Genomic DNA, 14,611 nt, shown 5'->3' on the forward strand with positions numbered 1-14,611 from the left:
GTGCTGATCGCCCACGACGACGTGGTGGTGGAATCGGGCGATCACCTGATCCTGTTCGTGATCGACAAGCGCCGCATTCGCGAGGTGGAACGCCTCTTCCAGGTCGGCCTGACCTTCTTCTAATGCACTTTTCTAAGCAGGTGGCGCCGGCCGAGGCCGGCGCCGGGTGGGCGTTACAGGGTCATGAAGGGCAGCGGTTCCTGGTCGGTGAACTGGTAGACATCCCAATCACCCTGCTTCGGTCCTGGCATGCCAGGTGAACCGATGGGCATGCCCGCGAGGCCGATTCCGCCGATCTTCGGCTGCTCCTGGAACAGTCGCTCCACCGCTTCGAAGGGAACATGCCCCTCAATGGCATAGTCCCCCATCAGCGTGGTGTGGCAGGAGCCCAGGCCGTAGGGCAGGCCGGCGTCCTGCTTGATCTTGCCCATGTCCATGTCGTCGACGATGTGGACGGTAACACCCAGCTCTTCGAGCTGGCGGGCGTACTCGTCGCAGCAGCCGCACTGTGGATTCTTGTAGAGCGTGGCCTCGTCAGGCATGGCGGCCTGTGCCGTGGCGGCACCACCCAGCAGCAGGGCGGAGGAGAGCATGAGGGAGGTGATTGAACGGTTCATGAGCTTGCTCCGGTCGTTGGAGTAGATTTGGTCGAGGTGAAGAGATATTTGCCCAGGGCGGCAATACCCAGTAACAGTAGTAACAGCAGGGCCAAAGGCATTACGGTTCCGAGTATCCCGGCGGTCATGGCGCAGTCGGTCATCATCTTGGCTCTCCTTTAGTTGGCTACCCAGGTCACGCCGTTGGGACCCTGGCCGGTGACATGGCGGCTGATGACGGCGCCGGCTTCGAGGTCGATGACCGAGAGGCTGTCGTCATACAGGCTGGTGATGAAGGCGAAACGGCCTGTGTCGTCGACACTGATGCCGTGCGCCCCGGCGCCGACCTCATAAGTGGCCACCACCTCCAGGCTGTCGAGATTGATGACCGAGACCCGGTTGTCGGGCTCGGCTTCGCTGCCCTCGTTGGCCACCAGCATGTAGCGGCCATCCGCGGTGGCGTGTACCTGGATCGGTAGCCGGCCCACCTCGATACGCTTGATTACCTCTCGACTGGAGGTGTCGATGACGGCCACGCGGTTCTCGTCGCGAAGCGAAACGAAGGCCCGTCCACCATCGGGAGTAAAGCCCACCTGGACGGGGGCCTGGCCCACCGGCAGGCGAGCGACTTCTTCCCGTGCAGGGACATCAATCACCGAGACGCTGCCGTCCAGCACGTTGGCCACATAGAGCTCCTGGCCGTCGGGGCTAAGGCGTAACCCGTGGGGATACTCGCCGGTGGCGATGGTGGTCACGATCTCCCAGGCCTCTAGGTCGACGACCGAGACGCTGTCACCTCCGGCGTTGGTGACGAAGGCGAACCGGCCTTCCTGGTCACTGACCACATGAGCCGGATGGCTGCCCACTTCGATGCTGGCCACGAGAACGCCGGCTGGGTCATTGGCCGGGTAGAGCTTGAGCTCACCGATAGCATCTCCGTGGGCATGCCCGCCGCCGTGGCCATCGCCATGGTCATTGGATACGGGCTCCCCCACGGCCATCAGGTAGCGTCCGGACGCACTGACTTGGACGTTGTGGGGCGAAATGCCGATCGATAGGGTCGTGGTCTCACCACTGGTCAAGTTGAGGCGAGTGAGGGAGGCGTCATGCTCGTTGGCGGTGATGACGTCTCCAGCGGGAAGGGCGGCGGCGAGCGTCGGTGTCGTAGAGAGGGCCAGTCCGGCGGCCATGAGCCAGCCGATGAGCAGAGTCCTCCCGCTGAGGGAAAGAGGGAAAGCCGGGGATGCCTGGCGTGCCATGGGGGCTGCTGATAAACGGATAGTCATGAAGAACTCCTGATGAACGTAATGTTTGACGCGAGCGTTGTCGCGATACGACGGGTGATGCCGTCTGCGTTCGTTCAGGCTCTAGGAGGACGTCTGGGGGTAAGCGGGATCTGCGGGAACACGGCCATGTCCGGTGATCCGGACTGGCGCTGCGGGTCTAGCGCGGGCAGCTCCGACTGCCTCATGGCGGTGGAGCAGGTGGCACAGGATGAGGCATCATGGTCATGCTCGGCGCTTTGGCTGTCACCTGAATGGCCGTCATCCGGATAGCCACCGTCCGGCATCCATTCGGCAGCGATACCGCAATCGACCTGATGGCTCTCCATGGCGCCGTGGCTCGACAGCGTGACCATCGCCATCAGCAGCGCGAGCAGCAGGGCCAGGAGCTGGCCTCCCGCTCGTCCGTGCTGTGATGTGCCGATATGCCGTGTCATGGAAAACCCCTTTATAGTGTTGCCTCTACATTGAAACCGATCCTGCCCGTCATTTCATTGACGCAGCGCAAAGAGCGCGTTGCGATCAGTCATCGCCATGTCGGTGACTATGTCGATGACCACGGCGATGCATCAGGAAATGGATGCCGAGGCACAGTAACATCGGCAGAACCAGCAGCCAGGTGCCGCCACCCAGGGTTTGGCCACGCCACAGGACGAACAGCATGGCGCCACCCATCGCTACCAGGCAGAAGGTCATCATCCAGCGGTGCAAAACGTCGGAATGGCCGTCTTGAGCCGGTGATTTATCTTGTGCGCCACTGTTTTGTTTGCTATCTATTTTTGCCAGATCTTCTTGTGCACGCTGAATGGGCAGGTGAGTTCGAGTCATGACTGTTCTCCTGAGGGTTGTTCACGGGTATAGCGCCGCTTGAGCAGCAGGGAGTTACCGATGACAGAGAGTGAACTGGCCGTCATGGCGATGACACCGATCATCGGATGCAGCAGGCCGGCTGCCGCGATGGGAATGGCGGCCAGGTTGTAGCCGCTGGCCCAGATCAGGTTCTGCACGATCTTGCCGAAGGTCGCCTTGGAGAGGTGCATGGCATCTACCACTGCGGTGAGTTCGCCGCGTACCAGGGTGACATCCGCCGCCTCGATAGCGACATCGGCACCGGCACCGATGGCAATGCCGACGTTGGCCTGGGTCAGTGCGGGGGCATCGTTGATGCCGTCCCCGACCATGGCGACATGATCGCCGTGCTTTTCCTGAAGCTTCTTGATGGCGTCGACCTTGCCATCGGGCAGCACCTCGGCTTGAACCTCATCAATGCCCACTTCCTCTGCCACGGCGCGTGCGGCGCGTTCATTGTCGCCAGTAATCATCACTACATGCAGGCCAAGGTCATGCATCCCACGAATGGCATCCTTGGACTTCTCCTTCAGCGTATCGGCGACGGCCACGAGACCAACCACCTGTCCATCGGCGGCCACGATGACCACGGTGCGCCCCTTCTCCTCGAGCTCCTGCTTGGCCTCTTCCAGCGCATCGAGGCCGCTGACACCTTCTTCTTCGAGCAGACGTCGATTGCCGATCAGCACCGTTTCTTCACCCACCTTGCCGGATACCCCCCGGGCACCGGTGGACTTGAAATCGCTGACCCGCTCGGGGGACACCTCGCGCTCCTTGGCCCCTTCCACGATGGCTCTCGCAATGGGGTGCTCCGAAGCGTCTTCAACGCTTGCCGCCAAGGTCAGGAGTCGCTTCTCCTCTACCCCTTCGACGGGAACGATATCGGTGAGCTTGGGCTCGCCGCGGGTGATGGTGCCGGTCTTGTCGAGCACGATCACCTTGATGTCCTTGAAGGTCTGAATCGCTTCACCCGAGCGGATCAGGATGCCCCGCTCCGCGCCGATGCCGGAGCCGACCATCAGCGCCGTGGGCGTGGCCAGGCCCAGGGCGCAGGGGCAGGCGATGACCAGCACAGCAATGGCGGCGAGGATGGCAAGTATCGGCGTGGGGGCCGTCGGGTCGACCCAGGGCAAGAAGTTGGCACCCCATTCGAGGATGGGGCGCAGGGCATCGCCCGCGAGTAGCCATGCCAGGAAGCTGGCCAAGGCGATCACCAGGACTGCAGGCACGAAGCGGCCGGTCATGCGATCGGCGAACTCTTGAATCGGAACACGCGAGCCCTGGGCCTCATCGATCAGCTTGACCACCTGAGACAGGAAGGTATCGCCCCCCACCCGGGTGGCTTCGACTCGAAGTCGCCCTTCCTTGTTGATGGTGGCGCCGATGACGCTATCGCCCTCGCTCTTGTAGACCGGCACCGATTCGCCGGTGGCGATGGATTCGTCGAGGTGACTCTCGCCTTCCACCACCTTGCCGTCGGTGGGGATCTTGTCTCCAGGGCGAACGATCATGATGTCGCCGGGTGTAAGCTCCTTCACCGGCACTTCGACCTCTTCTCCGTCGCGATCGACTCGGGCGGTCTTGGCGCTCATGTCCATCATGCGGCGAATCGCTTCGGAAGCGCGTCCTTTTGCCATTGCCTCCAGATAGCGACCCACCAGATGGAAGGTCATGATCGTGGCCGCCATCTCGATAAAGGAGGTCATGGGAAAGAAGAAGCCGAGCAGCCCCAGCAGGTAGGGGGGCAGGCTGCCCATGGAAATCAGCACGTCCATGTTGAAGGTGCCGTTCTTCAGCGAGCGCCAGGATGCCTTGTGGGTTGCCGCACCGCCATAGAGGAACACCACTGGAAAAGCGAGGACGGCAATGATGGCCAGGTAACCGGGGATCGGCTGCCAGAACATGTGCGGCATCATCAGGATCATGATCAGGGTGGTGGGCACCGCCGCGATGATCAGCCGCTTGCGTGCTTCCTGAAGATAGTCCTTCTCGATCTGGCTATCGTCATCGCCTTCTGCGTCACTCTCGTCATGAACGCCCTTGACGTCATATCCGGCTCCCTCGACGGCCTGCTTCAAGGCGTCGCCATCGGGGCCGCCCTTGCCCAGCGTGACAGTGACCCGGTGGCTGGCGATATTCGTCTGAACGCCTTCGACACCTTCCTGACGCTCCAGTGTCTTGCGTACGATGCCGGCGCAATGATCTGAGCCCATGCCCGGTACGTTGAGGCGGATCTTGCGCTGGGTGGCATCGCCGCGAACGGCCTTGACGTCGTAACCGGCGCCTTCGATGGCCTGCTTGAGTGCTTCGCCATCGGGGCCGCTGTCTTCCTCGACACTGACGCGAACCCGATGACTGGCAATATTGGTCTGGATCTCTTCCACACCGTCCAGGCGCTGAAGCGTCTCGCGTACGATACCGGCGCAGTGATCGCTACCCATGCCCGGCACTGTCAGGGTTATCGTTCTTGACGTGGTGTCGCTCATCGCGTGCCTCCTGCTTGCGGAGCCGGGCGGACGACCTGGTTGGCCGTCCGCCATGTTGCTGACTCAGTGATAGCGTCGTTCAGTGATGGGCATCATGATCGTCCGGGACGATGGCCTCCGGTTCGGCCTGCTGCCACTGCTCGCGCTGCTCGTCGGTCATGAGGTCATGCATGGCGTTTCGCATGCGCACCATCTCGGCCATCATTTCTCCATGGATTTCGGCCATCTGGGCATGAACGGCCTGCACTTCATCGGGGTCGGGCCGTTCACCATGCATTTCAGCCATCAGGTCATCGCGAAGGTTCATCATGCGGCCCATGCGCTCGAACTGGGCTGGGCGGTGCTCCTGCATCAGCTCACGCATTTCGCTGCGTTGCTCGGCATCGAGCATTGTCATCATGCCCTTACCACCGCCCATCATGGGGCAGGGCATCATGCCGCCGCCCATCATGCCTGGGCCCATGCCGCCCTGGCCGCCACCCATCATCATGCCTGGGCCCATGCCGCCCTGGCCGCCGCCCATCATCATGCCTGGGCCCATGCCGCCCTGGCCGCCGCCCATCATCATGCCTGGCCCCATGCCGCCCTGGCCGCCCTGGCCGCCGCCCATCATCATGCCTGGGCCCATACCGCCCTGGCCGCCCATCATGGTGCCCTGGCCCTGGCCCTGACCCATACCCTGGCCCTGACCCATACCCTGACCCACACCCTGGCCCATGCCTTGGCCGATGGCGAAGCCGGAAGCGGAAATACCGACAGCCAGGACGAGGCCCATGGCAATGGCGTGCTTGCGAAGTGTCATGATCGTTCTCCTGAGGGCTTGATCGCCCTGTGGTGATTGCTTCAAGGGGCGACTGTCCAATAGACGTCACCGGAATCAATGGGAAAGGAGGGGAGGTGCGTACCCTTGAGCGTAAGCGCTCAGGGACGCAGGCGCTGCGTCAACAGGTAGATTGGTGGGGCGCTGGAATCAGGCCGGCCATGTGGCGTACCCGAGACAACAAGGACAGCAGGAGAAGGGGCGAGCTGAGCCAGGCTGCACAGCGCCACACCATGTTCAATCTCCTGGCGTTCGGTGCGCAGAAGCGGATGGGTCGCGAGGTGGACATGGCCGGCGTGGCAATGCGGTCCCCTATGGAGATCGCCGACGAAGGTGGCGGTCGTTGTTGCGTCCTGGACATGGCCGGCCACGTCATGGTGTGTCTTGGAGGAGGTGGCATGCGCCGCCGCACCATGGGCAAAAAGCAGCAGCATCAGGCACAGGAGTGCGAACAGCCCATGGCGCAGCCATGCCGCAAAGGGCAGGGTCTGGCATGAAGTGGTCGCGTCCTGTCGAGCCATGAGTGAGACTCCTGAGGTGTATCGTACCAACACCATAGAACACTAAGACACTTGCACGCTTGACGCATGTCAAATGGACCACTTCGGGGAAATCTATTCGGCCCCGGGTTGCCGGCTGCCTTGACTGCGTGAAATACTCCGTCTCAGGTTTGACCCCTACGGTAATAAAGCGACGCTAATGACCCGTTCCATTGCGACCTGGCTGCTCTTCCTGCTGGCTATCACCCTGGTGATGCCAATGGGCGCCATGGCGGGTGCTTCCCACCATGGCCATGGAGATGCCTGTCTCGGCATGACTGCGCAGGAGCCAAGCCATGTCGCCGAAGCGACGACGGAAGATCATGAGCGCCAATCGCTGAGCTGCTCTTCAGCCGGTTTCTGTGCCGCCCTGGAGCCCCAGGCCTCCGGCATTCCCGCTGCATCAGGACCTCCGCGTCCGATGCCCGTCCTGGCGTGGCCCTGGTCACCCAGCGATCGCCTCGATCGCCCTCCTCGCGTTTGAACAGCCTTCCCTGACGCAATCTCCCGCCCGACGCGGGGGTGATCGCTGTTCGAATAACGAGGAAACCGATTCCGTGGAGCGCCGTCACTTTCTGCTCTATTCCACACTGGTTGGGTTGGCTCTTTCCACTTCAGGCCTGCTCACCTATGCCATGGCCGGCCGCCATGGCGAGCCTTCCCTGCTCTTCATCGAGCATGAAGAGCAGGGCATGACGGCCAGGGTTCGGATTCGCTGATTCTCCACCATACTCACCGGCGGCCTGATTTCCGCGGGCCGTCGGCGAGCAACGAGTCAATGCACATGACACGATATCGACTGCTTCTTCCCCTGTTACTGCTGGCGCTGCCGCTTGCCGGCTGCTCCGGCGAGCCCGAAGGCATCAGCCTCGAGGAGCTGCGCGAGAAGACCCATATACATGGCGTGGCCTTCGACCGCGCCGACAGCCAACGAATTCAGCTGGCGACTCACCACGGCTTCCATGTGGTTGGTGCCGATGGCAGGGCACGACAGGTCTCCAGCGAGACACACGACTTCATGGGCTTCTCGCCCCACCCGCAGGAGGCCGATACACTCTTCGCCAGCGGCCACCCGGCGCGCGGCGGTAACCTCGGCGTCATGGTTTCCAGCGATGGCGGCAATTCCTGGGAACAGCGTTCCGCCGGCGCCGATGGGCCGGTCGACTTCCATCAGATGACGGTCAGCGAGGCCGACCCCGACGTACTCTATGGTGCCTATGCCGGCCGGCTGCAGGTGAGTCGTGACGGGGGGCATGAATGGCAGGTTCAGGCCGCTGTGCCGGAAGGGCTGATCGACTTGGCGGCGTCCAGCCGAGATCCGGACCACTTGTATGCCGCCACTCAGACGGGGCTATTGATGAGCCCCAATGGCGGCCAGCGCTGGCGGCAGATCCACTCCCAGCGTAACCCGGCCAGTGTCGTCGTGGCGAGCGGTGGCGAGCTGTATGCCTTCATGCTGGGCGTGGGGCTGATCAAGGCCGATGAGGCCACTCGGGAGTGGGAGCCGCTCAGCAATGGCTGGGGGGAGCGCTACTTTACCCACCTGGCGGTGGATCCCACGGATCCGCAGCGTCTCGTGGCAGCCGACAACCAGGGCGTCCTGCTGCTCAGCGAAGACGGCGGCAACGAGTGGTCGAGCCTGTGACGCCCTCTTTTACACTGCTAATCGACATGGATGACTCATGATGGACTATCCCCAGATCGACCCGGTGGCCATCGCCATCGGACCGTTTCAGATCCACTGGTATGGATTGATGTACGTCGTCGGCTTCGTTGCCGCCTGGCTGCTGGGACGCTACCGTGCCCATCGCCTGGGACTGACCCACGATGATATCGGCGATCTGCTCTTCTACGCGGCCATCGGCGTCGTGTTGGGTGGACGCCTGGGTTACGTGCTCTTCTATGGGCTCGATCAGTTTTTCGCCAACCCGCTGTGGCTGTTCTACATCTGGGATGGTGGCATGAGCTTCCACGGTGGCTTGATCGGCGTGCTTCTGGCGGCATTACTGTTTGCTCGCAAGAAACGCCTGGCTTTCTTCCAACTGACCGACTTCATCGCTCCCCTGGTACCGATCGGCCTGGGGGCCGGGCGAATCGGCAACTTCATCAATCACGAGCTGCCGGGCCGGGTCAGTGAACTGCCCTGGGCCATGCCGTTTCCCCACATGGGTCCGGAGCCGCGTCATCCGTCGGCACTCTACGAGTTCGTGCTGGAGGGGGTCGTGCTGTTCGTGGTGCTATGGTGGTTGTCTAGCCAGCCACGACGCCGTGGCTTGATTTCCGGCATGTTCCTGCTGCTCTATGGGATGTTCCGCTTTGCCGTCGAGTTCGTGCGCCTGCCCGATCCGCACATCGGTTTCATTGCCTTCGGCTGGGTGACCATGGGCATGCTGTTGACCCTGCCAATGATGATAGGCGGTGTGGCGCTGATACTCTGGTCGCGTCAGCAGGCCCGAGACACGAAAGCGGTGCTGAGGCCGAGCCGAGAGACCTGACGAGGGGCGCCATGGCTTGGCGCTCCGGGTCTACGGGGGAGAAACGCCATTGAAGGAGGGCCACCCATGCAAGGAAGCCGCAATCTCGGGCAGCCGGAGGAAAAGACGGACGCCACAGAGGATCACGGCGTACCGAGGTCATCGAAGCGCCGACCGGGCAGCTCTCGCCGCTGGAGCCGGCTCGTTGTCTTCATGGCCCTGGCCCACCTGGTTGGGCTGGCTTCATCCGTCGAAGCCCTGATGTCGAGCCGAACGTCCGAAGGCGCCATCGCCTGGATCGTGTCCCTCAATACCGTGCCGTACGTGGCGGTGCCCACCTACTGGGTATTCGGGCGCAACAAGTTCGAAGGCTATGCGATGTCTCGGCGCGATGAGGACTCGGAGATCAGGCGGGCACTGTCCGACAAGCTGATGGAGCTGCAGTCCCATCGGGTCGAGTCGCCAAGGAGCAGCCACTATCTGGACGGCGTGGAGCGGCTGGCCAAGTTGCCGCTGATGGGCGGTAACGAGACGACGCTGCTGATCGACGGCGAGGCGACGTTCGAGAGCCTATTTGCCGGCATAGAGGCTGCCGAGCGTTACCTGCTGGTGCAGTTCTACATCGTCAGGGATGATGATATCGGCACTGAGTTCCAACAGCGTCTGATCCAGAAGGCGAGGGAGGGAGTGGCAGTCTATTTCCTCTATGACGAAATTGGCAGCTACGCCCTGTCGAGTGACTATGTGAAGGAGCTGGAGGAGGCGGGTGTCAATGTTCATCGCTTTCACTCGACCCGGGGGCCGGGCAACCGGTTCCAGATCAACTTCCGCAATCATCGCAAGGTCATGGTGGCCGACGGAACCACGGCGTGGCTCGGTGGGTTCAATATCGGAGACGAGTATCTGCAAGGGGAGGAAGACATTGGGCCGTGGCGAGACACACATCTCAAGATCGAGGGGCCGGCGGCATTGGCCATGCAGCTAGTCTTTCTGGAGGACTGGCACTGGGCAACGGAAGAACTGCCTGAGCTGCCTTGGGTGCCGGTGGTGCGTTCCCGCCAGGATGCGCCGGTACTGATCCTGCCCTCCGGTCCTGCGGATCGCTTCGAAACCGCCAGCCTGATGGTCCAGCAGGCCATCCATTCCGCCCAGGAGCGGATATGGTTCTCGAGTCCCTACTTCGTGCCGGATGCGGGCGTGCAGGCGATGCTCAAGCTGGCCGCCCTCAACGGGGTGGACGTACGGATACTGATCCCGGAACAGCCCGACAATATCCTGCTCTACTACGCGGCTTATGCCTTCCTGGGGCCGTTGCTTGATGCTGGTGTCGAGATTTACCGCTATGAGGAAGGTTTTCTGCACGGGAAGGCGTTCCTGGTGGACGATGCCGCCGCGGTGGGGACCGTCAACCTGGACAACCGTTCGTTTCGTCTGAATTTCGAGATTACCGCGCTGGTCATGGACCCGTCGTTTGCGGCCGAGGTCGAGGCGATGTTCGAGGCGGACTTTGCTCGCTCCCGCCGAATGGAGATCGAGGAGATCGAGCAGCAGCCGCTGTGGCACCGCGTGGCTGCCCGAGGGGCCTATCTGTTTGCCCCCGTACTGTAGGAGCCTGTCGGACTTAACGCTGATCTACTGCGAGATCCGGTCTTTCGGCCAATTTCATTCGATCTGATTCGTTAAATAGCGGGCTATTCGCCTCATCAGATCGATAAACTTGTCTCGAANGAACTTTTTCCAGGCAATCGCAGCCTGGTCGATGATGTGTGTCAGGTATATCGCTGTAGAAGTGTAAGGCAGTCGATATGATGACGACTAACGTTTCAATGACCTTGCACCCTTGTGGTGGAGGTTGCGCAAGAGGCAACGAAGAATGAGACACAATGGCAGTATTCCTGCATGGCCATCACCGTTCCGCCCCCGTACAGCGGTATGGGCGACTGTACTGAGCCTGGTGTTCACTGGTGCCATACTGATGTCGGGCGCTGCGGCGGCCGACGAGCCCGACGAGGAAGCGGCATCCGAATGGCCCAAGGGCCACTATCCGTTGCCGGAGTCGGGTGACGTCATCGGCGAAAACTACACCGTCGAAGCGCGCGACGACGAGACGCTGCTTGATATCGCCAGGGCGCATAATGTGGGCTATGAGGAGATCCGGCTCGCCAACCCCGAAGTGAGCGTATGGCTACCCGGCGAAGGCACGGAAGTGGTCATCCCGGGACGGCACATCCTGCCCGCCGCGGAGCGGGAAGGTATCGTGATCAACATTGCCGAACTGCGGCTCTACTACTATCCGTCGGCCTCCGACGGCGAGACGCCTCGGGTCGAGACCTACCCGATCGGCATCGGCAGAGAGGGGTACAACACGCCACTGGGCAAGACCGAGACCACCATGCGTCTGAAGGACCCGGCCTGGTATCCGCCTCGCTCCATGCGTGAAGAGGCGGCCGAAAGAGGCGAGCCGGCTCCCGCCGTGGTGCCGCCTGGGCCGGACAATCCCCTCGGCAGCCATGCCATCCTGCTGGATATCCCGGGCTACCTCATCCATGGGACCAACGAGCCGGATGGTATCGGCATGCGTGCCAGCCGTGGCTGTATCCGCATGTTCCCCGAAGATATCGAGTCGATCTTCGACCGAGTGCCCGTGGGCATGCAGGTCAATATCATCAACCAGCCAATCAAGGCCGGCTGGGATGGCGATATGCCCTATGTGCAGGTCTTCGAGACGCTTGAGGACCAGGAGTACGGCATGGCGGCACTGATGGAGACCCTGTCGCTGCTGGAACGCAGCGGCGACGAGGGCTCGGTGCCGTTGAACTATGAGCAGTTGCGCCACCTGCTGGAGAACCCCAATGGCGCGGTCGTCGCACTGGAGCAGGCGCCGGAGCCCGAAGAGGAGCCGGAAGAACCTGACGCGGGAGGCCTGTATGACGAGCTTGCTGCCCTATTGGGCCCAGAGCTTGTAAGGCAGGACTCGTAAGTGGACGGGCGCCCGAGAGGCGCCCTTTTTTTCGACGATGGCTAGTGCTTGTGCTCCGCGACTTGTTCGTCCGCCAGGCCATGGCGGATATAGAGCACAACGGACCAGATGGCATCTTCGGCCAGCTTGTCCTGGAAGCGGGGCATGGCGCTGTTGCTGTTGCCTTCCTTTATCTGCCAGGCGTATTCACCGGCCGCATGGGCGGCGCCATGCAGGGCCAGGTTGGTCGGGCTGGGGTCATAATAGGCGGCGGCGGGTGCCAGGCCATTTCCTTCCCCGCTCGGTCCATGACAGGCTGAGCAATAGCGCTGATAGACCTGCATCCCCTGAGCCAGGGTCTCTGCATCCGGCTCCAGCGGGCTTTCGCGCTGAGCCCACTCCTGCGGTGCCTTCCAGCCATGACCGCCATCCCCATGGGCGTGATCGTCTGCACCGTGGCCATCGTCGTCGTGAGCGGCATGGTCATCACCGCCATGGACGTGGGCATCGTCGCCGTGTGCCGCATGGTCGTCACCGCCATGAACGTGGCCATCGTCGCCGTGTGCCGCATGGTCGTCATCGCCATGAGCATGGCCATCGTCGCCAGGGGCAGTATGGTCGTTGTTGCCATGGCCATCGTCGCCATGGGCAGTATGGTCGTTGTTGCCATGGGCATCGTCGCCGCGTGCCGCATGGCCGTCATCGCCATGAGCATGGTCATCGTCACCATGGGCAGTTTGTTTTCCATCACCATGGGCGGCATGAGCGTGGTTGCCCCCCGCGCTGTGCGCGTGGCTCTCATCGGCATGGCCAGGATTAGCCAGGGCAAGGGCGAGTGTCAGGCCGCCAGCAAGCAGGATGGCGACACGAAACAGTCGGCCGCGATCCTGAGTGGCCACCTGATTGGCGGAATGGTATCGATTAGGGGTAGTCATGGGTTGCTCCTGAATACGGTCAAGCGGATGACGACACGAGGATCGCGTCGTTTCGGTAACGGTATTCAGGCGAGTCTAGGTGGGCGCTTGAGCAGATAAGCGGGCGCCGGTGGCGAGTGCCCCGGGATGAAGAGCGGCTGCTGCGTCATGGCGCAGTCGGGAATAACCGCATGGCCGGCGGTGCCCGTCATGCAGTGGCTGTTGCCGATGCAGTCAGTGGTGCAGTCCGCCATATCCGAGTTGGTATCCTGCGTGCAGTCTTCATGGCTGCTCTCCTGACTCGCATGATGCGAGGTATCGAAGATGGCATCGAGTCCAGCCGCGGCGACGCCTCCCGCCGATAGGGCGAGAACGAGGCAAAGGTAAGCGAGTCGGACCATGAATCGACGCATGCGGAGCGGACCCTCGACAACGTCAGGCGATTGAACACCACGATCATCGCTGCAACGCCGTGACCAGGCAATCGACAGGTAGCCCTGGAAGGAGTTGATCGACCGATTCCTGATCTCGGTCAGGAATCGGTCAACGGCTTTGGAACTGATAATCGGGCCATTCGTTGACCACGTGGTTGGACTGTCGTCGAAGGGCGGCTGAGGGCCAGAAGCGTGGCATCGCTCCAGCTAAATTGTTCTCAGTTGGTGTGTGGGGTCAGCAGTCGTGTTATCCAGCAGGCATCATGGAAATGGTTGCATACCGTTGCAATGGCAATCGTCAAGGGGACACCCATGAAGGCGCCGGGGATGCCCCACAGCATGCCCCAGAAGAAAATGGAAAAAACGACGGCGAAGGGGGAGACCGCAAGGGCGCGCCCTTCAAGCCTGGGATCAAGCAGGTTGCCGATCGAGAACTGGATAAGTGTCATGCCGAGGAGAACCAGTGCCGGGGTCTGCCAAGACTCGAACTGGACAATGGCGAAAAGGACCGGAGGAAAGACCGCGAGAATGGAGCCGACAAAGGGTATGTAGTTCAGCGCGAAGGCCAGTATGCCCCAGGCAATAGCAAAGTCGAGCCCCGCCATTAGGGCAAATAACCAAGTCAACAAACCGGTTAGTACGCTGACAGCGGTCCTGACGAGCATGTAGCGGCGAAATTTCCACCCGAGAATATGAAATGACCTCAGCAGCCGGTCGGCTGCATCCGCACCAAGTGCATAAGGAAGGCGATGCTGAAAGGCACTGGCTTCCAGCAGGCCCAGGATAAGAAAGATCAAGGTCAATGCCACGAAGCCCATGATCGCATTGATGCGCAGCACGGCCTCATGAATCAGGTGAATGAGTCCGTTGAGGCTGAACGGATCACTTGCGGTGGGCCAAAGGCCAATCCCCCTTCCTTCGAGCCATAGACCGATGGCGCGATAGGTGTCCTGTGCGCGATCGCCGTACAGCGACAGGCCGTCCGCAACGGTGCGGACGCCGTAGCCGATCAGCAGGAGAACGGCTGCCGTGGCAATCCACACGAGCAGAACCGAAACGATGAGTGCCAATCCGCGCAGTGCTCGCCTTCCCTGGAACGCTCTGTGTTGGTAGACAGGCCACACCAGTGCCATTAGAAACAGCGAGAATGCCATGGGCGCGGCGAGAACCCGTAGCCAGTACAGGGCTGCGGCGATGAGAATGATCGCGATCACCCAGAGTGGATTCAGTATCGGTGACCCATGGTGGTCGTACATG

17 protein-coding genes are annotated in these 14,611 nt (G+C 61.8%); 6 read left to right on the forward strand and 11 right to left on the reverse strand.

All coding sequences use genetic code 11. The features are described 5' to 3' along the window. Positions 1-173: 173 nt before the first annotated feature. The 8 genes from DU505_RS08500 to DU505_RS22280 all read right to left on the reverse strand — a co-directional run bounded on the left by DU505_RS08500 (position 174) and on the right by DU505_RS22280 (position 6,555). On the reverse strand, positions 174-617 hold the full coding sequence (locus DU505_RS08500) for a DUF411 domain-containing protein (protein WP_114478573.1): 444 nt from the start codon (positions 615-617) through the stop codon (positions 174-176). Beyond that, a complete protein-coding gene (locus DU505_RS22530; protein WP_181872774.1) occupies positions 614-763 on the reverse strand; it encodes a hypothetical protein in 150 nt (49 codons plus the stop codon). The genes DU505_RS08500 and DU505_RS22530 overlap by 4 nt, the downstream gene beginning before the upstream one ends. Before the next feature lie 12 nt (positions 764-775). Beyond that, the gene (locus DU505_RS08505) at positions 776-1,882 is read right to left on the reverse strand and encodes a YncE family protein (RefSeq protein WP_220250522.1); all 1,107 of its coding nucleotides are present in this window, start codon (positions 1,880-1,882) and stop codon (positions 776-778) included. Positions 1,883-1,956: 74 nt separating this feature from the next. Continuing rightward, on the reverse strand, positions 1,957-2,316 hold the full coding sequence (locus tag DU505_RS08510) for a DUF2946 family protein (RefSeq protein ID WP_114478574.1): 360 nt from the start codon (positions 2,314-2,316) through the stop codon (positions 1,957-1,959). An 85-nt stretch (positions 2,317-2,401) separates the two neighbouring features. Next, positions 2,402-2,707: a DUF2933 domain-containing protein gene (locus DU505_RS08515; RefSeq protein WP_114478575.1), complete on the reverse strand. Its 306-nt coding sequence runs from the start codon at positions 2,705-2,707 to the stop codon at positions 2,402-2,404. After that, positions 2,704-5,214, reverse strand: a complete 2,511-nt coding sequence (locus tag DU505_RS08520; RefSeq protein ID WP_114478576.1) for a heavy metal translocating P-type ATPase — start codon at positions 5,212-5,214, stop codon at positions 2,704-2,706. Before DU505_RS08520 ends, DU505_RS08515 begins: the two co-directional genes overlap by 4 nt. Before the next feature lie 79 nt (positions 5,215-5,293). Further along, positions 5,294-6,016: a Spy/CpxP family protein refolding chaperone gene (locus DU505_RS08525; RefSeq protein ID WP_245947844.1), complete on the reverse strand. Its 723-nt coding sequence runs from the start codon at positions 6,014-6,016 to the stop codon at positions 5,294-5,296. 119 nt (positions 6,017-6,135) lie between these two features. Beyond that, the gene (locus DU505_RS22280; protein WP_147273053.1) at positions 6,136-6,555 is read right to left on the reverse strand and encodes a hypothetical protein; all 420 of its coding nucleotides are present in this window, start codon (positions 6,553-6,555) and stop codon (positions 6,136-6,138) included. A gap of 178 nt (positions 6,556-6,733) precedes the next feature. Here DU505_RS22280 and DU505_RS08535 point away from each other — a divergent pair, with 178 nt between their 5' ends. The 6 genes from DU505_RS08535 to DU505_RS08555 all read left to right on the forward strand — a co-directional run bounded on the left by DU505_RS08535 (position 6,734) and on the right by DU505_RS08555 (position 12,027). Beyond that, complete coding sequence (locus tag DU505_RS08535) at positions 6,734-7,057, forward strand: hypothetical protein (RefSeq protein ID WP_114478578.1); 324 nt, start codon at positions 6,734-6,736, stop codon at positions 7,055-7,057. Positions 7,058-7,130: 73 nt separating this feature from the next. Further along, positions 7,131-7,292 (forward strand): hypothetical protein, encoded by a 162-nt coding sequence (locus tag DU505_RS22535; RefSeq protein ID WP_181872775.1) that lies wholly within the window; start codon positions 7,131-7,133, stop codon positions 7,290-7,292. Between the two features lie 65 nt (positions 7,293-7,357). Continuing rightward, positions 7,358-8,218 carry a WD40/YVTN/BNR-like repeat-containing protein gene (locus DU505_RS08540; protein ID WP_114478579.1) on the forward strand — a complete coding sequence of 287 codons (861 nt, stop codon included), beginning with the start codon at positions 7,358-7,360 and terminating at the stop codon, positions 8,216-8,218. Between the two features lie 37 nt (positions 8,219-8,255). Continuing rightward, complete coding sequence (gene lgt, locus DU505_RS08545; protein WP_114478580.1) at positions 8,256-9,068, forward strand: prolipoprotein diacylglyceryl transferase; 813 nt, start codon at positions 8,256-8,258, stop codon at positions 9,066-9,068. Positions 9,069-9,260: 192 nt separating this feature from the next. After that, a complete protein-coding gene (cls, locus tag DU505_RS08550) occupies positions 9,261-10,655 on the forward strand; it encodes a cardiolipin synthase (RefSeq protein ID WP_114478810.1) in 1,395 nt (464 codons plus the stop codon). 367 nt (positions 10,656-11,022) lie between these two features. Next, positions 11,023-12,027: a L,D-transpeptidase family protein gene (locus DU505_RS08555; protein WP_245947847.1), complete on the forward strand. Its 1,005-nt coding sequence runs from the start codon at positions 11,023-11,025 to the stop codon at positions 12,025-12,027. A gap of 41 nt (positions 12,028-12,068) precedes the next feature. On the opposite strand, the gene DU505_RS08560 is transcribed toward DU505_RS08555, so the two are convergent. The 3 genes from DU505_RS08560 to DU505_RS08565 all read right to left on the reverse strand — a co-directional run bounded on the left by DU505_RS08560 (position 12,069) and on the right by DU505_RS08565 (position 14,610). Continuing rightward, positions 12,069-12,941: a c-type cytochrome gene (locus DU505_RS08560; RefSeq protein WP_114478582.1), complete on the reverse strand. Its 873-nt coding sequence runs from the start codon at positions 12,939-12,941 to the stop codon at positions 12,069-12,071. A 65-nt stretch (positions 12,942-13,006) separates the two neighbouring features. Continuing rightward, a complete protein-coding gene (locus tag DU505_RS22285) occupies positions 13,007-13,333 on the reverse strand; it encodes a hypothetical protein (RefSeq protein WP_147273054.1) in 327 nt (108 codons plus the stop codon). A 239-nt stretch (positions 13,334-13,572) separates the two neighbouring features. Further along, complete coding sequence (locus tag DU505_RS08565; RefSeq protein ID WP_114478583.1) at positions 13,573-14,610, reverse strand: AI-2E family transporter; 1,038 nt, start codon at positions 14,608-14,610, stop codon at positions 13,573-13,575. Between the last annotated feature and the right edge of the window lies 1 nt (position 14,611).

The sequence above is a fragment of the Billgrantia montanilacus genome (assembly GCF_003336675.1).
GTDB lineage: Bacteria > Pseudomonadota > Gammaproteobacteria > Pseudomonadales > Halomonadaceae > Halomonas > Halomonas montanilacus.

Coding starts and splice junctions, on each gene's coding strand:
- DU505_RS08500 (WP_114478573.1), bottom strand. CDS start 617: ATGAACCGTTCAATCACCTCCCTCATGCTCTCCTCCGCCCTGCTGCTG.
- DU505_RS22530 (WP_181872774.1), bottom strand. CDS start 763: ATGATGACCGACTGCGCCATGACCGCCGGGATACTCGGAACCGTAATG.
- DU505_RS08505 (WP_220250522.1), bottom strand. CDS start 1,882: ATGACTATCCGTTTATCAGCAGCCCCCATGGCACGCCAGGCATCCCCG.
- DU505_RS08510 (WP_114478574.1), bottom strand. CDS start 2,316: ATGACACGGCATATCGGCACATCACAGCACGGACGAGCGGGAGGCCAG.
- DU505_RS08515 (WP_114478575.1), bottom strand. CDS start 2,707: ATGACTCGAACTCACCTGCCCATTCAGCGTGCACAAGAAGATCTGGCA.
- DU505_RS08520 (WP_114478576.1), bottom strand. CDS start 5,214: ATGAGCGACACCACGTCAAGAACGATAACCCTGACAGTGCCGGGCATG.
- DU505_RS08525 (WP_245947844.1), bottom strand. CDS start 6,016: ATGACACTTCGCAAGCACGCCATTGCCATGGGCCTCGTCCTGGCTGTC.
- DU505_RS22280 (WP_147273053.1), bottom strand. CDS start 6,555: ATGGCTCGACAGGACGCGACCACTTCATGCCAGACCCTGCCCTTTGCG.
- DU505_RS08535 (WP_114478578.1), top strand. CDS start 6,734: ATGACCCGTTCCATTGCGACCTGGCTGCTCTTCCTGCTGGCTATCACC.
- DU505_RS08540 (WP_114478579.1), top strand. CDS start 7,358: ATGACACGATATCGACTGCTTCTTCCCCTGTTACTGCTGGCGCTGCCG.
- lgt (WP_114478580.1), top strand. CDS start 8,256: ATGATGGACTATCCCCAGATCGACCCGGTGGCCATCGCCATCGGACCG.
- cls (WP_114478810.1), top strand. CDS start 9,261: ATGGCCCTGGCCCACCTGGTTGGGCTGGCTTCATCCGTCGAAGCCCTG.
- DU505_RS08555 (WP_245947847.1), top strand. CDS start 11,023: ATGTCGGGCGCTGCGGCGGCCGACGAGCCCGACGAGGAAGCGGCATCC.
- DU505_RS08560 (WP_114478582.1), bottom strand. CDS start 12,941: ATGACTACCCCTAATCGATACCATTCCGCCAATCAGGTGGCCACTCAG.
- DU505_RS22285 (WP_147273054.1), bottom strand. CDS start 13,333: ATGCGTCGATTCATGGTCCGACTCGCTTACCTTTGCCTCGTTCTCGCC.
- DU505_RS08565 (WP_114478583.1), bottom strand. CDS start 14,610: ATGTACGACCACCATGGGTCACCGATACTGAATCCACTCTGGGTGATC.